This is a genomic window from Azonexus sp. (assembly GCF_049652925.1).
Taxonomy (GTDB): Bacteria; Pseudomonadota; Gammaproteobacteria; order Burkholderiales; family Rhodocyclaceae; genus Azonexus.
Map to the genome: position 1 here is coordinate 25,351 of NZ_JBASFI010000038.1, position 24,522 is coordinate 49,872.

Annotated in this window: 25 protein-coding genes; 18 read left to right on the plus strand and 7 right to left on the minus strand. The window is 56.4% G+C overall.

Annotated features, from left to right (window positions below):
• From WBK19_RS17620 to WBK19_RS17650, 7 genes are read left to right on the plus strand one after another with little or no spacing between them, the layout of a single operon-like run.
• Window positions 1-1,653: a TIGR03752 family integrating conjugative element protein gene (locus tag WBK19_RS17620; protein WP_511292072.1), complete on the plus strand. Its 1,653-nt coding sequence runs from the start codon at window positions 1-3 to the stop codon at window positions 1,651-1,653.
• Complete coding sequence (locus WBK19_RS17625; protein WP_511292074.1) at window positions 1,640-2,062, plus strand: TIGR03751 family conjugal transfer lipoprotein; 423 nt, start codon at window positions 1,640-1,642, stop codon at window positions 2,060-2,062. Before WBK19_RS17620 ends, WBK19_RS17625 begins: the two co-directional genes overlap by 14 nt.
• The gene (locus WBK19_RS17630) at window positions 2,062-4,953 is read left to right on the plus strand and encodes a conjugative transfer ATPase (protein ID WP_511292076.1); all 2,892 of its coding nucleotides are present in this window, start codon (window positions 2,062-2,064) and stop codon (window positions 4,951-4,953) included. Before WBK19_RS17625 ends, WBK19_RS17630 begins: the two co-directional genes overlap by 1 nt.
• Window positions 4,946-5,545 (plus strand): hypothetical protein, encoded by a 600-nt coding sequence (locus WBK19_RS17635; protein WP_511292078.1) that lies wholly within the window; start codon window positions 4,946-4,948, stop codon window positions 5,543-5,545. Before WBK19_RS17630 ends, WBK19_RS17635 begins: the two co-directional genes overlap by 8 nt.
• Window positions 5,542-6,888, plus strand: a complete 1,347-nt coding sequence (locus WBK19_RS17640; RefSeq protein ID WP_511292080.1) for an integrating conjugative element protein — start codon at window positions 5,542-5,544, stop codon at window positions 6,886-6,888. The genes WBK19_RS17635 and WBK19_RS17640 overlap by 4 nt, the downstream gene beginning before the upstream one ends.
• The gene (locus WBK19_RS17645) at window positions 6,888-7,259 is read left to right on the plus strand and encodes a hypothetical protein (protein ID WP_511292082.1); all 372 of its coding nucleotides are present in this window, start codon (window positions 6,888-6,890) and stop codon (window positions 7,257-7,259) included. The genes WBK19_RS17640 and WBK19_RS17645 overlap by 1 nt, the downstream gene beginning before the upstream one ends.
• Before the next feature lie 15 nt (window positions 7,260-7,274).
• Entirely contained in the window at window positions 7,275-8,849 is a 1,575-nt protein-coding gene (locus WBK19_RS17650; RefSeq protein WP_511292084.1) for a conjugal transfer protein TraG N-terminal domain-containing protein, read from the plus strand.
• Window positions 8,850-8,882: 33 nt separating this feature from the next.
• Here the strand turns inward: WBK19_RS17650 and WBK19_RS17655 are convergent, their stop codons facing one another.
• Window positions 8,883-9,104: a hypothetical protein gene (locus WBK19_RS17655; protein ID WP_511292086.1), complete on the minus strand. Its 222-nt coding sequence runs from the start codon at window positions 9,102-9,104 to the stop codon at window positions 8,883-8,885.
• Between the two features lie 506 nt (window positions 9,105-9,610).
• Between WBK19_RS17655 and WBK19_RS17660 the strand changes: the two genes are divergently transcribed.
• Genes WBK19_RS17660 through WBK19_RS17695 form a run of 8 tightly spaced genes read left to right on the plus strand, consistent with a single transcriptional unit; the run spans window position 9,611 to window position 14,944 of the window.
• Window positions 9,611-10,357, plus strand: a complete 747-nt coding sequence (locus WBK19_RS17660) for a DsbC family protein (protein ID WP_511292088.1) — start codon at window positions 9,611-9,613, stop codon at window positions 10,355-10,357.
• A gap of 26 nt (window positions 10,358-10,383) precedes the next feature.
• A complete protein-coding gene (locus WBK19_RS17665; RefSeq protein ID WP_511292090.1) occupies window positions 10,384-10,917 on the plus strand; it encodes a hypothetical protein in 534 nt (177 codons plus the stop codon).
• A 49-nt stretch (window positions 10,918-10,966) separates the two neighbouring features.
• Window positions 10,967-11,854 carry a hypothetical protein gene (locus WBK19_RS17670; RefSeq protein ID WP_511292092.1) on the plus strand — a complete coding sequence of 296 codons (888 nt, stop codon included), beginning with the start codon at window positions 10,967-10,969 and terminating at the stop codon, window positions 11,852-11,854.
• A gap of 14 nt (window positions 11,855-11,868) precedes the next feature.
• The gene (locus tag WBK19_RS17675) at window positions 11,869-12,483 is read left to right on the plus strand and encodes a hypothetical protein (RefSeq protein WP_511292094.1); all 615 of its coding nucleotides are present in this window, start codon (window positions 11,869-11,871) and stop codon (window positions 12,481-12,483) included.
• Window positions 12,484-12,524: 41 nt separating this feature from the next.
• Complete coding sequence (locus tag WBK19_RS17680; protein WP_511292096.1) at window positions 12,525-12,890, plus strand: TIGR03757 family integrating conjugative element protein; 366 nt, start codon at window positions 12,525-12,527, stop codon at window positions 12,888-12,890.
• A 2-nt stretch (window positions 12,891-12,892) separates the two neighbouring features.
• Window positions 12,893-13,936, plus strand: coding sequence for a TIGR03756 family integrating conjugative element protein (locus WBK19_RS17685; RefSeq protein ID WP_511292098.1), 1,044 nt, complete (start codon window positions 12,893-12,895; stop codon window positions 13,934-13,936).
• Window positions 13,936-14,478, plus strand: a complete 543-nt coding sequence (locus WBK19_RS17690; protein WP_511292100.1) for a PFL_4695 family integrating conjugative element protein — start codon at window positions 13,936-13,938, stop codon at window positions 14,476-14,478. Before WBK19_RS17685 ends, WBK19_RS17690 begins: the two co-directional genes overlap by 1 nt.
• A 13-nt stretch (window positions 14,479-14,491) precedes the next feature.
• Window positions 14,492-14,944: a PH domain-containing protein gene (locus tag WBK19_RS17695; protein WP_511292102.1), complete on the plus strand. Its 453-nt coding sequence runs from the start codon at window positions 14,492-14,494 to the stop codon at window positions 14,942-14,944.
• A 41-nt stretch (window positions 14,945-14,985) separates the two neighbouring features.
• Here the strand turns inward: WBK19_RS17695 and WBK19_RS17700 are convergent, their stop codons facing one another.
• The 6 genes from WBK19_RS17700 to WBK19_RS17725 all read right to left on the minus strand — a co-directional run bounded on the left by WBK19_RS17700 (window position 14,986) and on the right by WBK19_RS17725 (window position 20,056).
• Window positions 14,986-17,556, minus strand: a complete 2,571-nt coding sequence (locus tag WBK19_RS17700) for a helicase-related protein (RefSeq protein ID WP_511292104.1) — start codon at window positions 17,554-17,556, stop codon at window positions 14,986-14,988.
• Window positions 17,557-17,679: 123 nt separating this feature from the next.
• Complete coding sequence (locus WBK19_RS17705) at window positions 17,680-18,027, minus strand: hypothetical protein (protein WP_511292106.1); 348 nt, start codon at window positions 18,025-18,027, stop codon at window positions 17,680-17,682.
• Between the two features lie 63 nt (window positions 18,028-18,090).
• Complete coding sequence (locus tag WBK19_RS17710; RefSeq protein ID WP_511292108.1) at window positions 18,091-18,354, minus strand: hypothetical protein; 264 nt, start codon at window positions 18,352-18,354, stop codon at window positions 18,091-18,093.
• Window positions 18,355-18,429: 75 nt separating this feature from the next.
• Window positions 18,430-18,648 carry a hypothetical protein gene (locus WBK19_RS17715; protein WP_511292110.1) on the minus strand — a complete coding sequence of 73 codons (219 nt, stop codon included), beginning with the start codon at window positions 18,646-18,648 and terminating at the stop codon, window positions 18,430-18,432.
• 97 nt (window positions 18,649-18,745) lie between these two features.
• On the minus strand, window positions 18,746-18,976 hold the full coding sequence (locus WBK19_RS17720; RefSeq protein WP_511292112.1) for a hypothetical protein: 231 nt from the start codon (window positions 18,974-18,976) through the stop codon (window positions 18,746-18,748).
• Window positions 18,977-19,507: 531 nt separating this feature from the next.
• Complete coding sequence (locus tag WBK19_RS17725) at window positions 19,508-20,056, minus strand: YjaZ family protein (protein ID WP_511292114.1); 549 nt, start codon at window positions 20,054-20,056, stop codon at window positions 19,508-19,510.
• Between the two features lie 938 nt (window positions 20,057-20,994).
• Here WBK19_RS17725 and WBK19_RS17730 point away from each other — a divergent pair.
• The 3 genes from WBK19_RS17730 to WBK19_RS17740 all read left to right on the plus strand — a co-directional run bounded on the left by WBK19_RS17730 (window position 20,995) and on the right by WBK19_RS17740 (window position 24,516).
• Window positions 20,995-22,326, plus strand: coding sequence for a RepB family plasmid replication initiator protein (locus tag WBK19_RS17730; protein WP_511292116.1), 1,332 nt, complete (start codon window positions 20,995-20,997; stop codon window positions 22,324-22,326).
• 115 nt (window positions 22,327-22,441) lie between these two features.
• Window positions 22,442-23,512 (plus strand): ParA family protein, encoded by a 1,071-nt coding sequence (locus WBK19_RS17735; protein ID WP_511292118.1) that lies wholly within the window; start codon window positions 22,442-22,444, stop codon window positions 23,510-23,512.
• An 11-nt stretch (window positions 23,513-23,523) separates the two neighbouring features.
• A complete protein-coding gene (locus WBK19_RS17740; RefSeq protein WP_511292120.1) occupies window positions 23,524-24,516 on the plus strand; it encodes a ParB/RepB/Spo0J family partition protein in 993 nt (330 codons plus the stop codon).
• Window positions 24,517-24,522 lie beyond the last annotated feature (6 nt).

Below are 24,522 nucleotides of genomic sequence, written 5' to 3' on the forward strand. Positions count from 1 at the left end.
ATGTCAGCGATCAAATCCAACAAGCTTATCCCGCTCCTGGCCATCATCGCGCTCCTGGTGGTTGGTTTCATTGCCCTCAAAGTGAGCAACAGCGACCAGGCTGCACCGACTGAATCCCCCCTTGATGCCGTGCCGGCGCAAGTACCGGCATCTGAACCCGCAAAAGCGGGGGGCATGCTCGGCGGGATCAAGGATGGCAAGCAGAAGGCCCTGAATGCGGATGCGGATACTCCCAACGAGTCGCTCAAGACATTGACCTCGGAGGTGATGGCTGCTCGAACCGAAATGCAGCGCATCGCCGATGAAAACCGCCAGTTGCGGACGCAAGCCGTGCAATCCCAAGTGGATCGGCAGCAGATGAAAGAGGAGTTGCGCAATGAACTGCGCAACGACGGCTCGCTCACCGGTGCCAGCACGCCACCGGCCGGCTCGCCAACGGGAAGCGCGCTGGCACCATTCAATCCTGCTGCGGGATCATTTCCTGCGCCTGCAGCAAAACCCGGCTTGCTCGATCCCAGCAACCTGATGGCCCAACTCCCCAATGGTTTCGGTTTTGATGGCCTGCAGGGTGGCGCCACTGGCAACCATGCACCGGCCGATCCCAACATGGGAATGGCGCCCGCAACTCAACGCACCGTCCTGCCGATGGGCGTTACCGTCGGCAAGGGAGTGGATGGCAAGGAGGCATTGATTCGAACAACGGCCGGCGTGGCAAACACGCACCGCCCGCAGGGTGCAATGGGAACTGCAGCACCGGCCAGCGGCCTTGCCCCGTTCGATGGTGAGGGCAACCCACTTCCTGTGCAACAAGGCCAAGGCAAGCGGAAGGAACCGAAGCGCTACTTCACCATTCCGGAAAACGCCACACTGCTCAACGTAACCTCAATGAGCGCCATCGTCGGCCGGATCCCGGTGGATGGCCGAGTCACCGATCCGATGCAGTTCAAGTTGATCATCGGCCCCGAAAATCTGGCGGCCAACGGCCATTTTCTGCCGCGCGACCTCTCCGGCATCATCATGTCGGGTATCGCCATCGGCGACATGAACCTGCAGTGCTCGGAAGGACTGATCCAGTCCATGACCTTCGTTTTCAACGACGGGACGATTCAGACAGTATCCCAACGCAATGCCGGCGCAACGCCGAACATGATGGCGGGTGGTAGCGGCTCCGGCGGTTCATCAATGAAAGGACTGGCTCAGACCACGAAGCTCGGCTATATCAGCGATCGGTATGGCAATCCTTGCATTGCCGGCACCTTCATCACCAATGCCCCGGCTTATTTGACCGACACCATCGGCCTCAAGGCGCTGTCGCTGGCTGGCGAAGCGGCTGCGATGGCACAAACCACGGTCTCCAACAGCACCGGATTCGGCGGTACATCCTCGACCAGCCAAGTCACCGGCAACCAGGGCAAATACATCCTCGGCAAGACGGCTGCTGGTGCTACCAGCGATGTCAGCCAGTGGCTGACCAAGCGCATGGGCAACTCATTCGACGCGATCGTCACGATGGCTGGTGCAGACATCGTCGTCAATATCGACCAGGAAATACCGATCGACAAGAAGCCGGATGCAAGGCGGCTCGACTACGGCCGGATAGACGCCGACAACCGTTCGCAATCTGCCAAGGGACACAACCATGATTTCGACTAAATTCCGCGCCTTGCCGCTAGCTGCGTTGTTGGCGATCTGCTTGCCGGCCTGCACCGTCATGCCGCATGAGTCACCTCTTCCGAAAAATGGCAGCACGATGGAAGAGATCTACCGTGGCCACAACGACCGGGTCGGCAGCTCCGAGATGGCCGACAAGGAGGCTCGCTCCCGCTTGCCGTTGCGCGCTGCCAGTGAGTTCAATCCCGGGCCGACACGGACGCGTGCCCAGGAACAGATCGAGCGGCGCTTTGCCCGGGCTGCCAATCCGGACTTGGTGATGACGGTGTTTCCGCACCTGGCCAAGGGTAAGTATCCAGTACCAGGCTACGTGACGATGTTCCCCATGTACGAATCGGTGGAATACCTGCTTCCCGGCGAAGCCTCCAGCAACTATGACGGTCTACGCTAATGATCAACTCCGTGATTGAAGCCCTGCTTCGCGGTAAGAAAAAGCCCGCGCTGGATATTCCCGAAGGCAGCACGGCCGCACTCTTGAATGAGGATGACGCGAAGTCCCGAGCATTGCCCGGCATCACGGCCGACAAGCGCCGTGCCATGGGCTTGCGCCCGCCCTCCTTTACCGACTTGCTGCCCTGGATGGAGTGCGACAAAGATGGCGTGATCCTGCTCGAAGATGGTGTGTCCTGCGGGATGATGTACGAACTGGACCCGATCCCTACGGAAGGCTCTGACGACGAGTATTTGCAGACTGCAATGCGTAAGGTCAAGTCAGCCTTGTCGGCGCAGACCGAGTGGGACTCGGGGCAATGGGTGATCCAGTTCTTTGTCAATGACGACACGGGCCTCGACACCTTGATCGACCAACTCACCCGTTACATCCTGGATGCACAGGGCGATGCCGAAAGTCAGCGACAGCGCGCCCGCGAGGTGCTGGAGTCGGACTTCACCCAGTCCTTCATTGGTGAAATGGCCGAGCACCTGAAATCGGTGGCCAAGCCGGAAGGATTTTTCCGGGACGAATCGGTTTCCGACAATATCTGGCGCGGTCAATTCCGCCGCGTTCGGATGGCGCTCTACCGCCGCTTCCCGGCGAAGCATGACTTTTCCAACGAACCGGGCACACCGCGTAACAACCTGCTGCAAGGTGCCAATGGCTTGATATCGGGCCTGCGCGAAGCTGGTGTTCGCTCTCGCGTCATGCTGGCGCCAGACTTCTACGCCTGGCTGCTGCCCTTCTTCAATCCTCGGCCGTTCGGCGATCTGGCAACGACGGTCAGCGACATTCTCAAGCGCTGTCCGTATCCAGACGATCGGGAGGGTGATGCTCCCCTGCCCTTCGGGATGGACATGGGTGACCGCCTATTGCTGAGCCCGCCCGAATCCGATCCCGAGACAGGCACCTGGCGTTTCAATGGCAAGCCGATGCGGGCGCTGGCCCTGCAGGGCATTCGCGAAGCACCGCAAGGCGGCCATTTCACGGCCGAACGGCTCTATGGCAGTAAGCGCTTTGCCCGATTTGACCGGATGCCGCCGGGCACCCTGTTGTCGTGCACGATGGTGATCTATCCTCAGGACCGGGTCAAATCACGGATACAGGGCGTTCAGTCAGCTTCCCGTGCCAAGACACCTGATGCGCAACTGGCCCATGGCGAAGCACAACGGGTGCTCAAGTGGATGAGCAAGGGCGACAAGCTCTATCCCTTCTACATGGTGCTCTACGTCCGTGGCGACGACGACCTGGATCTGGACAACCGAATTGCCGAGGTCACTGCCTCGTTGACGGCTTCCGGCCTGCGCTTTATCGACCCGCGTCACGAGCTGGTCGGCTGCGATGTATTTATGCGCGGCCTGCCCATGAATTTCGACCCCGATTTTGATACGCGAGAGCTGCGCCGCGCACGCCTGGTCTGGGCGTCACAGATTTCCGCCCTGTTGCCGCTCTACGGGCGGGCTCGCGGGACTGGCAATCCTGGCATCTGGCTCTGGAATCGGGGAGGCGAACCCCTGTTTTGCGACCCTCTGAACAAGCGCGATCGAAAGAAGAACGCGCACATGCTGGTGTTCGGCCCGACTGGCGCTGGCAAGTCGGCAATGCTGAACTATCTATGCATGCTGGTAATGGCGATCTATCGCGTCCGGCTTGTGATTGTCGATGCCGGCAATTCGATGGGACTGTTGAGCGACCACTTTGCGGAACATGGCCTTTCGGTGCACAAGTTGCGCTTTACGCCCGACTCGAAAGAAAGCCTGCCGCCATTTGCCGATGCCTACATGCTGCTTGAGGATCCGAGCTTGGCGGCCACGGCCGTTGATGCGAGTGATGCTGATGCGGTTGATGAGTCGCTGATCTCGAGCATCGAGGAGGACATTGATGCCGACGAAGAGAAGGAAGATGAAAAACGCGACCTACTCGGCGAGATGGTAATTCAGGCCAGCTTGATGATCACCGGCGGGGAGAAGCGCGAAATCGACAAGATGAGCCGGGCAGACCGCTATTTGATTGAGCAAGCGCTGTTCGGTGCTGCCCGCAAGGCCCGCGATGCAGGCAAGCCGCATCCGCGTGTCCAAGATGTTGCAGAGGCTTTGATGGCCATGCGCGACTCCCCCGATTTGGGGCAGTTGCGGCGAGAACGTGCCGAAGACATGGGCCAGGCCATGATGGTGTTTTGCAATGGCTTGCGTGGGAAGTTGTTCAATGGATACGGACAAAGCTGGCCCGATGTCGATGTGGTTCACGTCGAAATGGGCACGCTGGCCATGTCGAGCTACGAGGATGCGCTCTCTGTTGCCTATACCTCCCTGGTCAGCCACGTCCACTCGCTGGCTGAGGCCACCCAGTACGAAGGTCGGCCGCTCATTTTCCTGACCGACGAAGGCCACCTGGTCACCAAGAATCAACTGCTCTCCGACTACGTCGTCAAGATCACGAAAATGTGGCGCAAGCTGGGTGCATGGTTCTGGCTGGCCACCCAGAACATGCAGGACTTCCCGGACGATGTGGCGCGCATTCTCTCGATGTGTGAGTGGTGGTGGTTGCTGACTATGCCGCCCGATGAAATCGAGCATGTCGCCCGCTTCAAGACACTGACCGACGAGCAGCGCCGGCTGATGGAGTCGGCGACCAAGGAACCGCCGAAATACACCGAAGGCGTCGTCATTTCATCGGTAATGCAGGCGCTGTTCCGGAACGTGCCGCCGGCACTGCCGATCGCGCTGGCCATGACCGAGATGCACGAAAAGGCCGAACGTCGCGCCATCATGAACGAAACGGGGTGCACCGAACTGCAGGCGGCCGGGGTGGTGGCCAAGAAACTCGCCGCCCGGCGCGAATATGCTTGAGGCCGCGCCGATGATCTCCACCGACAATCTGCAGCCGCGCCGGACGATTGCGGACCAGCTCGACGACCTGGTGCTGGAAAGCTTCGGCACTGTCGACTTGGTGTTCGCAGAAACCGGCATATCGACGAGCGCGATGCTGGCAGCCGCGGCATGGTGTCACGCATTTGGGCGCCGCACGCCGGCGACGGCGCTGGTCGATCTCTCGGACCTGGCCAACGGCTGCTTTCAGGTGCGTTGTGGCCGCCAGGAGTACCTATACGACCTGCAGGCACCCAACGCTGGCGTTTATAGCAGCCTCTTTGACCGTCTGGCCAACGCCGATATCGTCGTGCTCGATGGCGTAAACAACGCCGCACACACCGCAATGCCGGCCCTGTTGAAGTTTCTCGCGCGCTGCGCGTGGCGTAGCCCGCTGACGGTCGCACCAATCACCAGCGCAGCGCCTTTCATTCGGCACCCATTGTTGTGCCATCTGCAGATCGTGTCCGACGAACTGATCGCCACTGACGCAGTGAGCGATCAGCGCGCAGCACTGATCGCCGCCACCTTCATGCGACAAACGCAATCCGGCCAGGAAGGATCGAATTCATGAGCAAGAACCATTTTCCCATTCGCGCAGCGGTCCTCGCCGTGGCGGTGGTTGTAACGCCAATGGCCCATGCGGCAGTCACTATGCCCTCCTCTGGCAAAGGCTCAACGTTGTATTACCACTTGGGGGGTAGCGATGCAGCCGCCCGGGCACCGAACCCGGCCGGCTTGCGTTTGCACCTCGGACTGGGTGGTGGTGGCCGTTTTAACTACTCCTGCGGCAAATTCGATGTCCAGGCCTCCATGCAGAACACGATTGACAGCCTCAAGAATCTCGACGATGTGGTGATGAACGCGATCAAGGCTGCGATCGCTGCCCTGCCGATGTACATCCTGCAGCGCGCTCAACCCGGTCTATACGAGCTTGTTCAGACCTACCTTCAAAAAGCGCGCGACCTGGTCAATATGAGCTTCGAATCGTGCGAACAGATGGAAACGCAGATTCGGGACGGAAAGAACCCATACGACAAATACGTAACGATGGCCATGGGCGAGCAGTGGAAGGAAAAAGCCAGTTCGGGCGGCGATGTGGTGACTGCGAAGCAGACTGTGCAGACTGATTCTGGTTCAGGAGGGATGACCTGGATCTTCGGCGGAAAGCAAGGCGGAAAGGGGCAGGAGCCGATACGGATTGTGAAGGATCTCGTCAAGGGGGCCTACAACCTGACGATGATGCAGCCGACAACGGCTTCGGCGACCGCTGGATACACAGGAACAGGCGCACGTCTCGCTAAGGCTTTTCCTACGCCTCAGGCGGCATCGGAGTTTGCGGTGGACGCGGTGGGAGATCTTGAAATTGCGACTTGCGATCAACCAACTTGTCCAGCAAAAGGGACAGAAACAGGCATAGGTCTTAGCAAAAAATTCGAAGACGAAATTCCTATCGCGCAGACGCAACTGGGTACTGTTCTGGGCGCCAGCGTACCTAGCGCAAGTGACTTGGAGACGGCTTCCGCACCTGGCGTGTTGGTTACCCGGGATCTGGTTGATGCCATACGCTCTTTGCCAAAGCCGGAGCAGGCGATTGCTTATAGTCGCCTATCGCAGGAAATAGCACTGGCCAGAACCGTTGATCGTGCACTTTTGGTTCGCCAAATGCTAATGACCGGCAAAACCATCCCCGCAGCATCATCGGACAATGTAACCGAGCCGGTGAATGTCAAACTAGAGGAAGTCAACAAGGCCATCGACAGCCTAATGTATGAGGCGCGCGTCAGGAAAGAGCTGATATCCAGCTCGGCCGGCACCTTGCTGCAGACATACCAAGCCGCAAGGGCATCGTCAGCCGCCCTGCCTGCAACCAAGCCAATTGATACCCGCCCACTCGAAAACGGGAAGGTGCAGTAATGGTCTCCGAAGAAGCTCTTCCACGCCAAAGCAAACGGGTGCTCCGGACTGTACTGGCTAGAGCAGCGGCCGGCACCGTACTCGTTCTTGTTCTGTTCGCCGTCGGCGCCTTCACTGCGTCACTCATGTTGCACAGCAGCGCACCGCAAACGCTGGCAGCCCGTGTTCATCACTGGCTGGCCTTGGCTCGACCATTGGTACTTGCCCTGCAATTCGCCGGGCTTGCAACAGTCTGGTGGAAATGGGCCGCGATTATCAAGCGCGCCCATTTTGCAGCGGACGTCGAGGCGGCCTGGTTGGCCGCTCGCGACCGAATGTTCTACTGGGGACTGGCGCTGATGGGTCTGAGCGTCTTTCTTTGGTCGGCTTGATAGAGGAATCCTGCAATGACCGTTCAGAGTTATCTTGAGCTTTTCACGACAATGTACGGATGGGGCTTTGCCGCCATCTTCAAGGACATCCTTGTTGGCACAGGGCTGATCTACCTGCCGTTCATCTTTCTGGTACTCGGCACATGGATGGAGGCGCACAAGCGGGCTTCAACTGATGGAGCTGATGCCGGCTGGATGATTCGCGTGATGGAGGTCGAGCTCGGCATCGCGATTTTCGTGCTGGCCATGTGCTTCACGACGATTCCAGGTCTCAACTTGAGTCAGGTGACCTTGAACCACACTCCGGACGCCACGGCGATCAACACCGCAACGACCGCGACAAGCGCCTCAGCCGGCTCGTATACCAATGCATTTTCGGGGGCTCCGGCGACAGCCGAAATCCCCGCTTGGTGGTATTTCGTCATGGGCGTTTCCTCTGGCGTTACCGAGGCGGCCAAGGCCGGGATCGGAAACGACATGGCCGGATTTCGTCAAATGGAAGAAATGGCGAGAGCGGCCAGTATTAACGACCCGAAGTTGCGGGCGAATATCCAGCGCTTTAACGTTGAATGCTTTACTCCTGCACGTTCCAAATACTATTCGAATACGGTTGCTGTTTCTGGCACTGGCGCCTCGACGTTGAGCACCTATGGCCCATCTGATGTGGACTGGATCGGCTCACACTTCTATCAGACAGAACCAGGTTATTACGACACCCTATCGGCCACCAGTGGGGTCGAGGGATTCGCAGTGAGCGCAACGACTGATGCCGATGTTTCCGGCACGACAGTGCCACCGGACAACGGCCGCCCACTCTGTAATGCCTGGTGGGGGCAACTGAAATCCGACATTCTGAGTGGCTTTGTAACAAGCGGCGGGGCCTTTTCCACGTCGATTACGACAGCACTGACGACCCTGTATCCAGGAACCAGTAACGCCACGATCGAAGACTCAGTTATTCGCCTGGCCATCACCAAACAACGGCCGGCAATGGTTGATACAGTTGGGATTATTGGAGAGGACCGTGGCGTCGGGGAGAAATTGATGCAGGCGCCCTTCGATATATTTGGTATCGCTGGTGGCGTAAGCAAAGCGGCCGAAGCCAGGATGTCACTCTATCCGCTCGTCCAGTTCGTCACAATGGCCCAGCCATTGATCCTGATGACGATCTACATGTTCTTACCACTGATTGTCGTCGTTGGCCGCTACAGCCTGCAGGTGATGTTCCTGGGCGGCCTGGCAATCTTTACCGTCAAGATGTGGCCGCTGATGTGGTTCATTGCGCGCGTGATGGACGACCACCTGTTGAAGGCGATGTATCCCGATGCCGTAACCGTATTCGGCCAGTTCTTCGATGGTTGGCAATCCGGAGGGGCTGATGGTGTGATCAAACGAGTCACGCTCAATACCGTTCTCGTCAGCATGTACCTCGGTATTCCGCTGGTCTGGTCCGGCATGATGGGCTGGGTCGGGTACAACATCATGCAAGGGGTGTCTGGCATGAAGGAAACAGCAATCAAAACTGCCACCCAAGCGGGTCAAAAGGGTCTCGGAGCGGCAAGACAAATTGGTCGGATTGTTAAGCGATAAATGCAGAGGCACTTATCACATGAAGCGCGCAGGCTAATCCTCAAAAAACGTGCGGACATCGCCCGGAAGTGGCCCTTGCCCGTGATTAACACTACCCGAGTAACAAGTATGCCATTCGTCATCATCTCCATCGTCATTAGTCGTTTCTGGCAGCCAATTAAGCAGCAACAGAAACGGCCTTGCAACACAAGCCAACACCATCGACGCTACAGCAAAGACAGCGAACAGTTTATTCAGGAGATCCAGGATGTTCATGTCGAGTTCCTTCAGCCAAGAATTTGATGCGAGGGGTAAATCACCGCCTCGATCAATGCGGCCGTTGGCTGCATGGCGGAACGTCATTAGATAAAAGAGGGTGCGTGTTGCAAACCCATAGCGCCGCAAGACGCACCATCAGGATAGGACAACGGAATGAATTTAGTCAAGGCGAGCGATAAGGCGCCTACCCCTTCAGGAATTAACGCTACTGAGCTTGCAATAGTTGACGTTGTCATTGAAAGACTTATCATGCTCACTCGTAAGCAGTGGTTTCCATCGGACAACAGTTCGGCGCCAACCACCGACTTGCATCACGAAAGTGATGCGAAGGCTACCTCTGGCATATCACCGCTTGTTGGAGCCTTCCCTGTTTTTTCTGATTGCTGGCACCAAAGGTCTGGACGTCGTCCTGGTCTTCATTCGGGTGCCACTGCAGCGTTCGGATTTCGTCCTCCGCTGCGCCCAAATATTCTGCAACCCTCAGTTTAAAAACAGGAGCCCTCATGTCTGCAAAACTCTCTGCGATCGCCCTTGCTGTTGGCATCTTTGCTTCGTCTTTGGTTTTGGCTGATGCCAATACTGATCGCGTTCGAGCCGGCATTGCTCGCTATACCGGTGGCAAGGTTGAAGTGACTTCAGTGAGCACCACGCCTATCCAAGGCATCTTTGAAGTTGTGTCCGGTACCGATGTGTTCTATAGCGACTCAACGGGACGCTATGCGCTCGTTGATGGTCGTCTTGTCGATACTGAAAAGCGCCAGGATCTGACCCAGGCGACGTTGCAAAAAGTGTCGAGTATCGACTTCAAGAAGTTGCCCCTTGATCTGGCCATCAAAACCGTGATCGGCTCTGGCAAGCGCCAACTGGCCGTATTCGAGGATCCTTCCTGCTCCGTTTGTCGGGAATTGCACAGCACCCTCTCACAACTAACTGACGTAACGATTTACAGCATTCCACTGCCGATCATTTCTGAAGATTCGACGCCTGCGGTCGCAATGACGCTATGCGCACCTGCCGGCCGACGAGCTGCGAAATGGCATGCCTATATGTCTGGTACCGAATCCATCCCTGCCCAAGTGGAAGCGGGCTGTGAGCCAGCGCTCGAGAAGGTCGGGAAGCTCCTTGCTTTCGGCAATCAGTACAAGATCCAGAACACACCAACGATGGTGCTTGGCAACGGCCAACGCATGGTGGGGCGCGTACCTATCGAAATCCTGGCGACCGCCCTGGATGTATCCATGGCCAAGTAATTCGGCAAATTGAATAGGAGATTGCCATGAAAAGTATGTGCCGAACACTGTCTCTTGCCCTCGCCTGCCTGCTGTCGGGCACGAGTCAGGCGGCGACTGTAGTCGACCTGTTGTTCCAGGGGGTTGCCAATGCGCAGGTACTGACTGTCGCTGACCGTCAGGCAATTGCAGCACTGCTGCCCATGGCTGTTGGCCCTGCAGGGCTGGTGGACCGCGAATGCAAACAGCCGAGCAACCCCGTTGTCACGGTACGTGACATGAACCGTGATGGGCGCGCTGAAGTGATCGTGGTCGAGGGCAATGGTTGCATTTACGGAATGATGGGCAAAGTCGTCCATGCTTTGGCCAGCGATGGCCAAGGTCGGTGGCGCGCGATCATGACCGCTGACGGTGATGCTTTTGATGAGCGCCCAGCTCGGCCTGGCGTTTGGCCGGAGATCATGCCCGCCGTCCCCGGCTTCTGTTACCCGGTTTATGGCTATGCCGACGCTCAACAAAAGTACGTTCTCAAAGGTCGCGTGCCCGATCCAAAAGTGCCCAATGCCTGCAAAGACTTCTAGGAGCTGAACGATGCCGACAGTAACTCGTTGGGTGCGGAGACACTGGTTGTTGAGCCTGCTCTTCGTAAGCGTTGCTGCATGGGCAGGAACGACCTATGCGGACTATCTCAGAGCATTGGCGCAGCGCGAGTCATCAATGAACCAATACGCTGTTAACAGGTTTGGCTACGCCGGGCTCTATCAAATGGGGAGCCTGGCCCTGCAAGACGCCGGCTACCAGACCGCTTCCGGCGCTTGGACTGGCAGGGATGGAATTACAAGCCAAGCTTCATTTCTCGCCAATGCGCAGGCACAGACAAATGCGGTAACCGCCTATAACTCCAGAGCTTGGGCAACGATCCAACACTACGGACTGGATAGCTATGTTGGCCAGACGGTAAACGGGGTTCAAATCACCCAGAGTGGGTTGCTTGCTGGCTACCACCTGTTGGGCATTGGTAATAGCGCGCATCCGGGGCTGAGAGCGTTTTTGCAGACTGGCGTGGTCGGTACGGATGCAAACAACACGCGAATTTCGACCTACATCGCGCAATTTGGCGGCTACGACTTGCCGGTGGCCGGTACAACCTACGCGTCGGTCCTTGCCGCCCATCCAACTGGCGGCACTTCCGGTGGCACGACGAATAGCACCTCGACAGGAAATACGCACACCTCGATCCCGGCATCGATGGGAGGGGCTTCTATTCTCCCGACGCCATCAGCACCGGCTTATGCGAACGCTCTAGATGGATACGCAGGGGGATCGGGTAGCACCATGAGCAGTACGCGCAACATGTTGGCGCTAGTTGCCGGTGCTGCATGTTTGACCTGGCTTGCTTACGTTCTTCTTGGTCTCTGGACAGCGTTTGCCGATGGCCGCACTGAGTTATACGAAATGAATGGTGACGTTGTTCGCGGCTTGGTGGTGGTCATGTTGTTCGTAGTGCTTATCTGGTAGCGAAAGGATTGTCCATGAATCACTCAATGAAGCGCCGATATTTGGCGGCTGTTCTGCTGCTTGGCGCAGTTATCAATACCCCAGCCATGGCACTCGGTTTCCTCGATGACATGATCTATTCAGTCAAATGTGCCGCGGCAGATGATGTGGAAACGTGCAAGGCACAGGCGCAGCAGAAGTTTGAGGACTACAACCGGCAGCGACAAGGCGCAGGGGGCAGCCCTACCCCATCTGGAACTGACGATTCCGGTTGGCAGAAATCCCCGCAGCAATGCTACACAGTAAATGCTTCTGGACCGGGAAATATTGATTATGCATACGCCTCCATTATCGATCAGTTTGGCTTTATGACTCTGGAGGAAAAGGCGGCTTGGCTGAAACAGCGGGCAGGACGAATGAAAGACGACGGATTTAAACATCGGGCTGTTCCTGGCTATTTGTACGACATGCGGGATACTGTTTTTAACTATAAAGCTCCGGACGGCAAAGGAATTGTCATGTTTGCCGGTGCCAAGTTGAAAAAAACCAAGGCAGGTGGCACAAGCATTGATGCCGAGTATTGCCTTGTAGGAGTAGAAATGTCCTACTCGAATGCTGTCGCAGAATCGTTCAAGAACGTAGTCAGATGAACGCTTGCACGGCAAGTTTTGTTGCTCTGCTGATGATTCCCATGACGGCGGCCGCTGAAACAACAGAAGTCTTCCGACTCAGCACCCAGCCCGATTTCCTGAATTCGGCCGGCGCAACTGTCTACATCGTCGATGCAATGAACATTGTCACCCAGCGCCTATCTGTCGGCTTGCCCCCGAACAAGGCCGAAGCGGCTCGAATTGCAACGCAGCGCCTAAATGCGCTGACACCTCAAGACAAACAGGCGATGCGCATTGCGTCGACCGCGCGGATCCGCGCTGCCGAGTACCAGATCATAAAAACGCCGGCCATCGTTTTTGATGGCAAGGCTGTGCTTTACGGCATGAACGATGTCGAGCAGGCCCGGGTAATGTATCGCGCCTGGCGGGCGCAGCAAGGGGAGTGACCATGCGCAAAACAATGCTTGTCTTTTTGGCCGCCCTGCTCTGCCATTTGCCGGCAACAGCAGCAACGACCGGGTCTGGGTCGGCGACTGCTACGACGATCTACGAAACGACGGACATGATGACCGTCTACATGCAGGCCAGTAATAGCTGGCAGTCATGTGGGATGTGGCATTCGAGCGGTATTTGTTACTTCCTGGTCTGCGATATTTACGAATGCCACATTGAAACCTCTGACCGATATTCAATGATGTTGCCAGACCTGATCGTGTCGACCTACCACGATCTCGATAATCACCCCTACCCGATGATTGGCAAGATGATCGAAAAGACAATCCTTCAGGGGATGTCGACGATTTACGGACTGCTGATCAACGATAGTTCGGGTACTCGAAGCAACACGAAAAATCGTTCGAACAAGAACGTGAAGTTCCGTGATGGCGACGCCATTGGCCATCCGGGAGGAATGTTTGCCGCCAGCTACCTCTGCAACAGTGCAGCCACGGGCGGCAACAGTTACTTTTCCAGCTTCTCGGATGCCATGCCCTGGCGCGACTACCTGCCCGTCGACATGCTGCGTATCGAGACATGGATCCCGGGCATGCGCGAGGTCGGATCGTTCCCGCTAAACACTTGGGGCAACGTGCTTCCACGGACAGGTTGGCTGGTACAACAACATGACGTCAAGCTTGCTGCTGTGTTGTCACAGCGCATGGCCGATATCGTCACACGGCAAGGTGAAGCGCATACCTACAACTATCTTTCATCGGGTGGCACCACCCAACGCAATGGGCAAACAGTGTTCGATCCGCCGTCCGCGATGGAAAATCTTCTGACCGGTGGCCAATGGCAGATGTCGGCGCCGTACAAGGGGACTCCCCCAACGGTCTGCCATGTGTTCGGGCAAAATGACTCAGCGTCGCCGGTGGGCTACGGTGATTTCGAGACCAGCAAGGTCGAGTCCTACGCTTATTCGCTCTGGCGCCCATATGGGTGCTGTGACACTAAAGGTACGTTCCTGTTCGCCATTATTTGGGGGATGTGGTGATGTCAAAATCCTTGCGAGCAATGGCCTGTCTCATCGCCAGCATCGTGTCTCCGGTGATATTCGCCCAGTCGGTGCCGGCTCCAACACGGACCATCCCGACCGTCATCTACGACGCCGGTGGCGAGCCGATCGCGCAATACCTCAAATACATCACACCGGAAAAGGCACAGCGTGATCGCCGGCCGATGGCCAGCGCGCCAATGCCAATACCGATGTTTCCAGTCGTCACCACCAAAGCGAAGCCAGGTCTGTTAGGACCCCCGATCCGCGGAAAGCTGAAGGGCGGGCCTGACATTCCTATCTGCGTCATTGGTGACGACCAGTTGTCCAGGCATTGGTTGGCATTGAACTTGGCCGCTCTGGAAAATATGCATGCGTCTTGTCTAGTCGTGTCAGTACGTGATGAGACTGCGCTCAAGCGCCTCAGGGAATCTGCCGGAAAGCTACCACTGACTCCCGGCTCGCTCGATGCGCTGGCGACGGCGGCCGGGATCCCGGTATGGCCTGTACTGATTACCACCGACGGTCAAATTTCTCAGTAAAGTCGAGACACCGATGACTGAACCCATTGACTATACCCAGGCCCAATTCGCCCCGGATACGCAGCCAATCTGGATAGAGTCCGAAGGCCATATTTCCTCATTTGCCTATTACACGGTCTGTTTTCTACTTTGCTGGCTAGTGGTCCCCATGGTCCTTGCCTTGATCCGGTACGTTCGCGTGTCGAATCATAGCTACGAGCTGACCATGCAGCGCCTGCGCGAACAGACGGGCGTGCTTTTTCGAAAATCCGATGTCCTGGAGCTCTATCGGGTCAAGGATATTTCAGTCGATCAGCCGCTCATGCAGCGCCTTGCTGGATGCGGCCGAGTAATCCTGCAAACGAGCGATATCAGTACGCCGGTCGTAATCCTGGAAGCGGTGCCCGATCCGCTGACCGTGGCCGACCTGATACGAGACTGCGTCGAGCGCTGCCGGGTCAGCAAGGGCGTCCGGGAATTCAATTAACCCTGTTTTCTGGTTCAGAACAAGCACCTCGGAGTCGTCTTTCATTCCGCGCCGCCGCCCGACAGGCCAAGGTCGGCTTGGCTCGCGAGACCCATGACCCTTGCGGAGAGCTCCGACCCGGAGACGTCCTCGTAGCGAGCGGGTATCTTGTCCTTCAAGCGGAAGAGCCGCTGGTGGGCGGATCTGGTGAGCTGACCGTAGGTGGTCGCCTGAACCCGGCCCCTGACGACGGACTCGTCCTTGATTTCCAAGTCGCGCATCGTCTTCGCGTCGATGGCGTGCCCGACGACGAAGGCCCGGAACATCGGCGTCCCGTCCATCGCCCCGCTTCCGAGGAAGTCCTGGACATATCCGGTGGCCTGATTGACCTCCTCCCTGCCGATGGTCGAGTTCCCCTTCTTCAGCTCGATAATGAGGACGCTCTGGATGCGCGTGAGGGAGGCCTCGCCGCCGTCGAACGCATCGGTGCCGACAATCGAACAGGTCGCGTCGGCCAGGGCCATGATGTCAGGCCGCTGCCGCGGATTGGAGAACGCCTCCGTGGAGACCCTTCGGCCGAAGACCTTCTCGGCCGCGTTCCGGAGCGTGATGTTCGATGCGTATTCGCTGCTGTCGAACTCCGGGCCGAAAAGCCATCGCGCCTGGGTGACCAAAGGATGAAGCGTGTGCAGTTCGTCCGTGCCGGGGTCCCCGCAAAGTTTCTCGATGGCAGATATGACGGCAAGGCGGTGGTCTATCTCGTCCAGGACGGACAGGGCGTCGCGCACGGTCCACTGACCGAGGAGTCTGTCGAGACCCTCAATATCCGTCTCGTCGAGTTTTGTCAGTTTTTCGAGGAGCGCGGCCCCTCCCCTCGATTTTTCCAAGTTGATCAGGGCCTGCACGGCCGAGGATAGGATCTCGGGAAGGATGGCCGGGCTGCCGCGCACGAGTTCCTCCGTGAAACTCGCGACCTCTATGCGGCTCAACGGGGAAAGCTGCTTGAACTGCTCGCGGTGTCTTACCAGGACGTCCTCGGAGCTCTCGTCCACCATGGCGGCGGAGAGCCTTCTGAAAACCTCCTGGGTGTATGTACGGACCGACGAGAAGAGAGCCTCGGTCCGTGATCCTCCCTTGAATCTGGCCCAGTCGGCCTCCACCTCGGTGATCCATTCGTCGGCCACCTTCACGACGACGGCGTACCGCTTGGCAACCCGATGTCCCTTCTCGTTCGTCGCGACCACGTGCCAAAGCGAAAGCACACCCGATTTGCCGGGAACGCTGACGGATACGCCGAGGGTTTCAGGGGGGGACTCACGCGCGACCCGCATCCATCCTTCGACAATCGGGTGGTCGAGGCCCATGAGCGCGAGTCCGTCGTCGGCAAGCGCCCGGTCCCTGTCGTGGCAGAAAATCGCGCTGACGGCCCCGGATGGGTCGAGAAGTTTGGAAAGTCCCTCGCCTGCGGGCTCCAAGCGCCCGCCCTCGTCGCGGGCCGCCTCCTTGACGAACTTGTCCAGAGCGCCGAGACCGGATTCAGCGTCGGAGAACGGCTTGTACTCGTCGACGGAAAAGCCGGAAAGGTCCTGGAAGAGCTCGAACACGACGGCCCGTGCCTCGCTGGCGTTGCTCATCGCGGCCTCGAGCTCGACCCTAGTCCGTTTCAACTCGGGATCGCCGAGGGCTTCGGAATAGAGGCGCTCATAGCTTAGGCGCTCGGACAACTGTCCCAGAATCTGCGAACGCAGATCCTCGGCCACGGCCCCCGTCTCGTCCACCTTCCCGAGGGTCTTGGCGATCTCGGTCAGCTTGCTGTCGAGAAGGAGGAAGATCCTGCCCTCGATGGTGTCGGACAGGACGAGGTTGTAGACTTGGGCGGTGTGCTTCTGGCCATAGCGGTGGATGCGGCCGATGCGCTGCTCCATGTCCATCGGGTTCCACGGCAGGTCGAAGTTGATGAGAATGCGGGCATGCTGCATGTTCAGACCTTCGCGCCCGGCCGCCGTGCAGATCATCACGCGCGGGCCATCTGCCTGCTTAAAGCGCCTCTCGGCTGCGGCCTTCGACCCGTGGTCCCCGCCCTTGAGGACGACGACGCCCTGCCCGGGATAGGTCGTGGCGATGGTCTCGCCGAGCATCTCGACGCTGCCCAGATAGGTGGCGAAGATCACGATCCGTTCTGTCGGATCCTGCCTCCATAGGGCTCCGAGGGCCCCGAGGATTTTCCGTACCTTCGTCTCTGGCCCGGGCGGGAGCTTGCCGAGCAGTTCCTTGATGCGCAGGCGCTCCTCCGGAAGAGCAAGGGATACTCCAACGTAGCGATAGCTGCCAGCACCTCGTCGACCATTCACCTTGGGTGCAGGAACAAACAGTCCCTTACATCCAAATGCAGTCCCAACGAGCATCATCAACATGGTCTCCCATGCTGGTGGGCGGGCAGTGTTTCCTGATTTGTGCTCCACGTCGGCGGCACTGACTTCTGAGGCTACGATTCCAGCCTCGTCGATCCCGTGTTTTCGCATGAGCGCTTGCGCCTGGCGTAATGCTGCAGCTGCTTCGTGTGGATTGTCCGACTTCGACAGTGCAATGCACTTCTTCACTTTGTCGATGATTCGGTCGAGTTCTACGTTCATGGTGGGCTCTCCAAAGAACGCGGAACGATCCCCATTGCGGGAAGCGTCCCGCAGTGGGTAGATGAGAAAAGGCGGCCAGCCCAAGGGGACCGGTCGCCGAGTTACAGGGTATTGCGGCTTAAATCACCGCAGTGCGGCGCGTGCTGCACTGGTCAATGCCTTCATCAAACAGGCATGCAAGCTGCCAAGCTTGGGCGTTTGGCCATACGTTGGATGAGGCGGAACACCGAAGAACTCATCGTTCCACGGCAAGTCCACCATTTCCCGAAGATTGAACTTCGTGTCGAAAGACAAGCCAGCCAAGGTGTAGGCCGGCAGACTATCCAGCTTGCGAATGGCAAATTCGCCAGAAACAAGCTGATTAACCTTCTTCGACGTGCCATAGGCTACCTTCACTGCGTAGCCATCTTCGTGCTCGGTGACCGTAACCACCAATGCAGGCCGTGGCTTGGGACCAGGAACATCACGCACCCGCTCCGGAAAGCGACACCAGACGATGTCGCCAGGCTCTGGCGGGGACCACATGATGGTCAGTTAGATCAGCGACTTCGTGCTAATGGCTTTGCCCTTCGGCAATGCGCCACGCGCACGATCGCGAATCATCCCCAGCTCGGTTTTCGACAACGCACCATCATCGGCTTCGTAGCCGGGCAGAACGTCTTTTGCATAACTGGCAAGCGCCAGATGAACGACCATTGTTTCGGCCACTTCTAACTCCTTTGCGAGCGCCTTCAAAGTCTCTCTCGAAACCCCGAGCGGCGAATCTTTTTCACGAAACTTCAACAGTAGGTTTGACATGGCGTGGCCCTCAAAAGGTATATATTAAATATATACTCCATGCGGTCACATTTCAAGTCCTACGGAAAAAGCGGATTAGTTGTCACGCCAGAGGCGTAGATATTCACCCACGCCGTCGTCGGATATCCCGCCATCGAACAGCACCTGGCGAGCACCGGCGATATCGCCATCGTTGAACAACACTTGCGCGTTACGAACTACCGAGAGGCGTTCGCTCTCAGCTCGTGCACTCCGCATCGCCCGTTGTTCGGGCGAGTGGTAATGCACGTACTCAGCCTGAGTCTGAAAATACATGTGGATCTCCTTTTGTACATGGAAAATAGAGAGATCACACGAACCCTGTCGGGGAGCGATATCTCCCGATCGGGTGGCGAAACTGAACTAAACAAGCCTATTCAATGGCACTGCCGAGGGCGTCTACGATGTTTTCGCTCTCGCTGAGAGCTTCCTCCATCTGCGATACAGCCTCTTCCATCTTCACTCCCGTGCCTGCGGACTGAAGACTTTCTGGAAGATTATCGAATGCATCCTGTTCCTCATCACGAGCAATTTCGATCAGGGTTTTGGCCTGTTCAATGAGGTTGATGGCTTCCTGCAGTTGCTTGCGGCGTGCGTTGTTCATGCAAATCTCCTGAAATGAAAAATGGAGATTGCCCCTGGTCAGGAGGCGATCTCCCGACTGGGTTGTGGAACTGAGTAAAGCCCCAAGCCTTGCGGCTGCTCCGGTCGCAGGGGCTGACCGGATTCAAACGCCAATCACATTGCGCGATGGCGGTACAACAAGTGCATAGATATTTTGCACCCTCTTGAGAATTTTTCCAAGGTGGCACGCCATCATAGTAAGTCGGGCCGACCAAAATGGATGCGGGAAACGACAACCCAAGGCCCTTCGGGGCCTTTTTGCGTGATCGATAATGATCGTACGTGGTTAAACGTGATTGACACGGATCCGGGATTACGTAATACTTAATCCAAGTGTTAGCCCGCCTGTCGCCCTTGAGACACAGGACTTGGCAAAACAGCGTCCGGTTGCAAAACCATGACGTGAGAAGCGCAGCACAGCGAGGTCGCCGTAAAGGTAGCTGCGTACCACCAGGTTCCTCGCACTAATCTTTAAAGCCCCCAGGGAAACTTGGGGGCTTTGTCTTTCTGGCTACCCCGCCGCCCAAATCTGCCCCAGCAGCACTGACAGCGGAACCGGCGCACCCACCCCGTACGGCCCCGGAATGTGCGGATCGTCCGTGTAGGCCGACTCCACGAAGATGTCCAGCCGCGGCGGCTGGTTCGGGTCCTGTTTTTTCCTGGCCTTGAGGAAAATGTAATAGGGCACTGACACCTGTGCACCTGCTGCATCCGCCAACACCAGAGTCGTGGCGAAGAAATTGAGGTGCCGCGAGCGCTGCACGGTGCCGTTGGTTTGGATCAACGTATCCAGGTGAGTTACCAGCTGCAACGAGTACGCGTAGCGCTGGAGGCAAAAGATACGATCCCGCGGTTTGTCGGCCGGGCCTTCCGGGATACGCCAGCCAACCGGGATGGCTTCGCCGACCGACGGGCCGCGCGAGTAGCAGTGCTGCGAAAACCGGAAGCTGAGCCGAGCATTTTTCTTAACCAGCCCGCCGCGCAGATCGAGATCCATGGCGCGCGTAAAGGGGGCTAGATGCGACAGGTCGTAGCTCTGGTTGTTAATTGATATCTGCATGGGCCTATTTTACCCGGCGCCACCAGTGATGTAGATCACCCACAGGCGCACGCAGCAACCGCAAAGGCCCGTAGCCAACGCAAATGCGGCCTGGAAGCCAGCAGAGATCGTTGCTATCGCGGGAAAAGTACTCCATGTTGGTGTCGCCGTGGCTGCCCCAGATGACATGTCATTCGTCCCAGATACGGACGACACGCGCAAATAGATGTTTGTGCCTAAGTGCCTGCCACCCAGGAAAGGAGCTTGGCTTAACGCCCAAAATTGGGATCTCGCAATTTAAATGGGGCTGATCTCCATGGCCATCGCTATTTGTTTCCCGTAAGCCCTCACCTGAAGAGCGATCATAGATGGAAATTTGTGTAGTTGTTATGTGTAAATTGACATTCCAGCATAGCAAGCGCTTACACACTATTTCCCGTTACCTCTCACCTAAACCTATGAAGTGACCGTCAGGTGAGTTCTACAGGAAATCATTTTGCTGTAGCGCGCACTAACGGAGGCTGATTGGGTGAGCAAAAAAGGAAACCTATGAAAAACACGCCGCTGTTTGAGTGTTTTATTAAGTCTACAAGCTTAAGTACACAAGATTAAGCAAGCGCAAATCCTTATGTAGCAACGGTTTCAAGGCGTTTTGGTGAGTCAAAAAGGAAACCGATCGGATTCAGGTGAGGCATGCAGGAAAGATCCGTACTGTAAGTGAGCGCTGAAGGAAATTCAGGTGAGCGCAACGTGAAATCGACGTCTTGAGGTGAGCGTACAAGGAAACCCATCGCTCTTACCGTCTTAGGTGAGCTCAAAAGGAATTGCTTTGGGTGAGCTAAAAGGGAAAGCATTCAGGGGTCGCTGTTCAGGCTACGTTGATAGGTGAGCGTTAAGTGAAATGGCTGTGATCTTGGGTGATTGCACTTGAATCACCTATGGTGCATTATTAGCGAATCATGTCCGAAATCGCTAGCACTTCTTCGACCGAAAAACCGACAGCCGTTGTCGTGCTAGACCGTGGCCGCGAGGTTCGTAAGCACAACACAGAGATTGGTTATCGCGTCCAGTCTGGCCACCTGAGTTTGCTGAGCCGGAAGCTGATCAACGTATTGCTTTACTACGCTCAACGAATGAGGGGCGAGGAAGACAATGAAGGCAAATACTGGGTTGAGGTATCCAAGATCGTCAAGGATGCGAAGTTCAACTCACGCGACTACGAATTGCTCCGCGAGAGCCTGGACGAGCTCCAGTCAGTAAAGATCATTCGACCTACCGAGAACGGCGGCATTACGTCGGACGTGTTGATTCCTAGCTTCACCTTGGATAACACTGTCCATGGCACAAACGAATCGCTTCCTACCGGCCAGAAGAGGCGAGGGGGAAAGCTTATCGTGGGCTTTTCGCTGCCGGTTGGCGTCAAAGAGCTATTGCTTAATCCGCGTAGCAATTACACGGTGCTTCCAATTGTCTATGTTGCGAGCCTTCGCACAATCGGCGGCTTGGTTCTTTACGAGATCACCAAGCGCTATTCTACGAACCCGTCTGGCGTTACCAATCGGGAAACGTGGCAATGGTGGTGGAAAATCCTCACTGGGGCCGCAGAAGGCTCAGCACCGCCTGAATACAAATATTTCAAGCGCGATGTGATTAAGAAGGCCGTCGACGAGATCAACACGGTCACAGACCTTCGCATCGAGCTCATCGAATTCAAGGAAGGCCGCTGGGTTAAGGAGCTCCAATTTACGGTTGAGTTGAGCAAGCAGAGCGCTTTCGACCTTGATCCTCCGCCAATCGATAATGCCTTGCTGTCGCGGATCACCGCGCTAGGCGTATCCACAGCAGAGGCAGAAAAGCTGATCCAGAAACACGGCGAAGATGATCTGCGAAACAACCTGGCGGTTGTCGAGGAGCGCCTAGCAAAGACAAGTTTGCCTGAACTTGAGTCGCCTGCTGCCTACCTAAAGACTGCTCTCAAGAATCAATACGGAGCAGGGCGAAAGGCCAAAACTGAAGCGGTCGAGCTCAAGGCCAAGAAGACCGCAGAGGCTGAAGCAAAGCGCAAGGCAACCGTGGAGGCTGAGGATGGCCTTCGTCGCAGTCAGGCTAACGAGGCAAGGGATCAATTCGACAACCTGCCTCCTGCAGAGCAAGAAGCGCTACTGGCAACATTCGAGGAAACGCTTAAAGGCCCGACCCTGGCGTCATTCCGCAAGTCCGGACTCAAAACCCAACTTGTTTCAGGTACGTTCAACAACTGGCTCGTAAAGAGCCTGCTCCAGCCATCATGATATTTCGCGCCGTTTCGATATTTGAGTTACATTCGCTTAAAATCGAAAAACATATTGTTATCGACACTGTTGTCATATACGATAACGCTCGTTGATATTCGAAACGAGGTATGTCATGTCGGAAACACAAGCGCTGCGCGACCCCACATTTCGGGGCAAATACGTCTGTGATGCACTTATCTGGCCGTCAATTTCTCTACATATACTCAAAAAGCTGACCGGCAAGGAGTCTGGCGACGGCTCCCGGCATGTATATCGCCCGTCTGATGTTCGTAATCTCAAGCTTGCACAGTACGAGATCGACGAGTCCACAATCAAGCCGAAACGCCCACCAGTTGTGAATTGCCGCATGGCAAAGGGTGGAACTGGCAAGACAACGGTCGCTGCCAATTTGGCTACTGCCTTCTCCTTTATGGGTTACAAGACCTTGATGATCGATGCAGATCCGCAGGCCTCGTTGACGAACATGATGGGCATCGAGGCCTCAAGCGAAGACATCACCCACATAGGCCATTTGATGGAAGAGTCAGTGGCCAATAAGGGTCATGCAGATGTCAGCCGTGCTGTCCGTACTGTGTTTCTGGGTGGTATGCTCGATATCATCCCAGCCGACATTACGCTCACCAACGCTGACGGTTGGTTAATGAACCAGATGCAGCGAGAAACTGTTTTCGAGCGTCTGTTCGCTGCAAATACCGATTTCTTTGGTCAATACGACGTGATCGTTGTTGATTCAGCTCCTGGTACATCATTGCTTTCGATGAACGTCATGGTGGCGAGCCGTACTCAACTTGCCGTATGCTGGCTCGATCGCGAAAACCTCAAAGCCCTGCCGATCCTATTGGGCAACGTTGATGAAATCAACGCAGCCTTTCCAAATCACGCCTCTGACGTTGAAATCGTGGCTAATGGTTATTCGGCGATCTACAAGCAATCGAAAGAAGCGCTCGAAGTATTGGTGGCCAAGTATCCGCATCAGCTCAACGAAAATGTGATCCAGCAGTTCTCGGGTTTTCATCGCCAACAGGCGTTGCCGGGTGCGGAATCCAAAGGTGCTGTTGTCGAGCAAGACCAAAATAGTCCAGGTGCAAAAGCTATGTTTGATCTTGCGAAATCGCTGCTCGGACGTTACAAGATTACGCTGGCTGGATTCGACGAATCTATTCCGTCCACACGCGGAAACTAAGGGAGATTGCCATGGCGAAGGTAAGCGGTTTGATGAGCAGCGGAAAGATCGGCAAGCCAGACCAGAAGGTCGTTGATGCGATGCCCGATGCTCCCGCAGCGGCCATGCTAGACTCTAGCACTCCAGTTGAAATCACTCCCGAGACCCCGGCGCTAGACTCTAGCACCGCCCCTGTGAAGGTCAAAAAGCCGACAACGCTAGACTCTAGCGCTCATAAAGCTGCCGTTACTGAGCTTGCTGTTGCTCTAATCCGACCCTCCCCCTTCCAGGTGCGTGCTGTTGCCGACAGCGACTACATAGAGACGCTAATGGCCAGCATCGTCCAATCCGGCGTGATCAGCCCGGTAGTGGTGCGAATGCTAGACTCTAGCAATTACGAAGTAATCGCTGGCCACCACCGTCTCGAAGCGTGCCGCAGACTTGGCCACGCCAATGTGCCGGTTGTGGTTCGCCATATGACCGACTCAGAAGCTGCATGTGCTTTGGCATCGGATAACTTTGTTCGCAAAGAGCTTTCTGACTACGAGCGCTTTAAACATGCAAAGCTTCTCAAAGATCACGCGTTCTGCAAAACCAATAGCGAGATCGGTCAGGTGCTTGGTGTTTCGCGCCAACTCGTTGGCTTCCTATTTGGCTTCGACGATTTTCCGGATGGGGCAAAAGCTATCCTCGAAGTGAATCCGAAGATTCTTGGTGCCACTCAGGCCAACGAGTTAAAAGATATCGCCCGTGACGAGCCTGAAGTTTTTACTGAGGCTATTGCCCTGTTGGCTGAAGACAAGATCCGTCAGAACCAGATTCGCTCGTGGATTGAGTCGAAATTCAAATCCTCATCGGTTCGCATGCAGCGTCGCCAGGAAATCAAAATCTCCAGACCGGGCCTCCGTTCACCGATAAAGCTGATTTACACTGACCGTGAGGCGAAAATCCAGGCCGAGGGGCTTGATGTCGGTAAGCTCAAGAAGCTGCTTGAAGACAACCTGGACAATCTGATTGCTCAATAACTAACG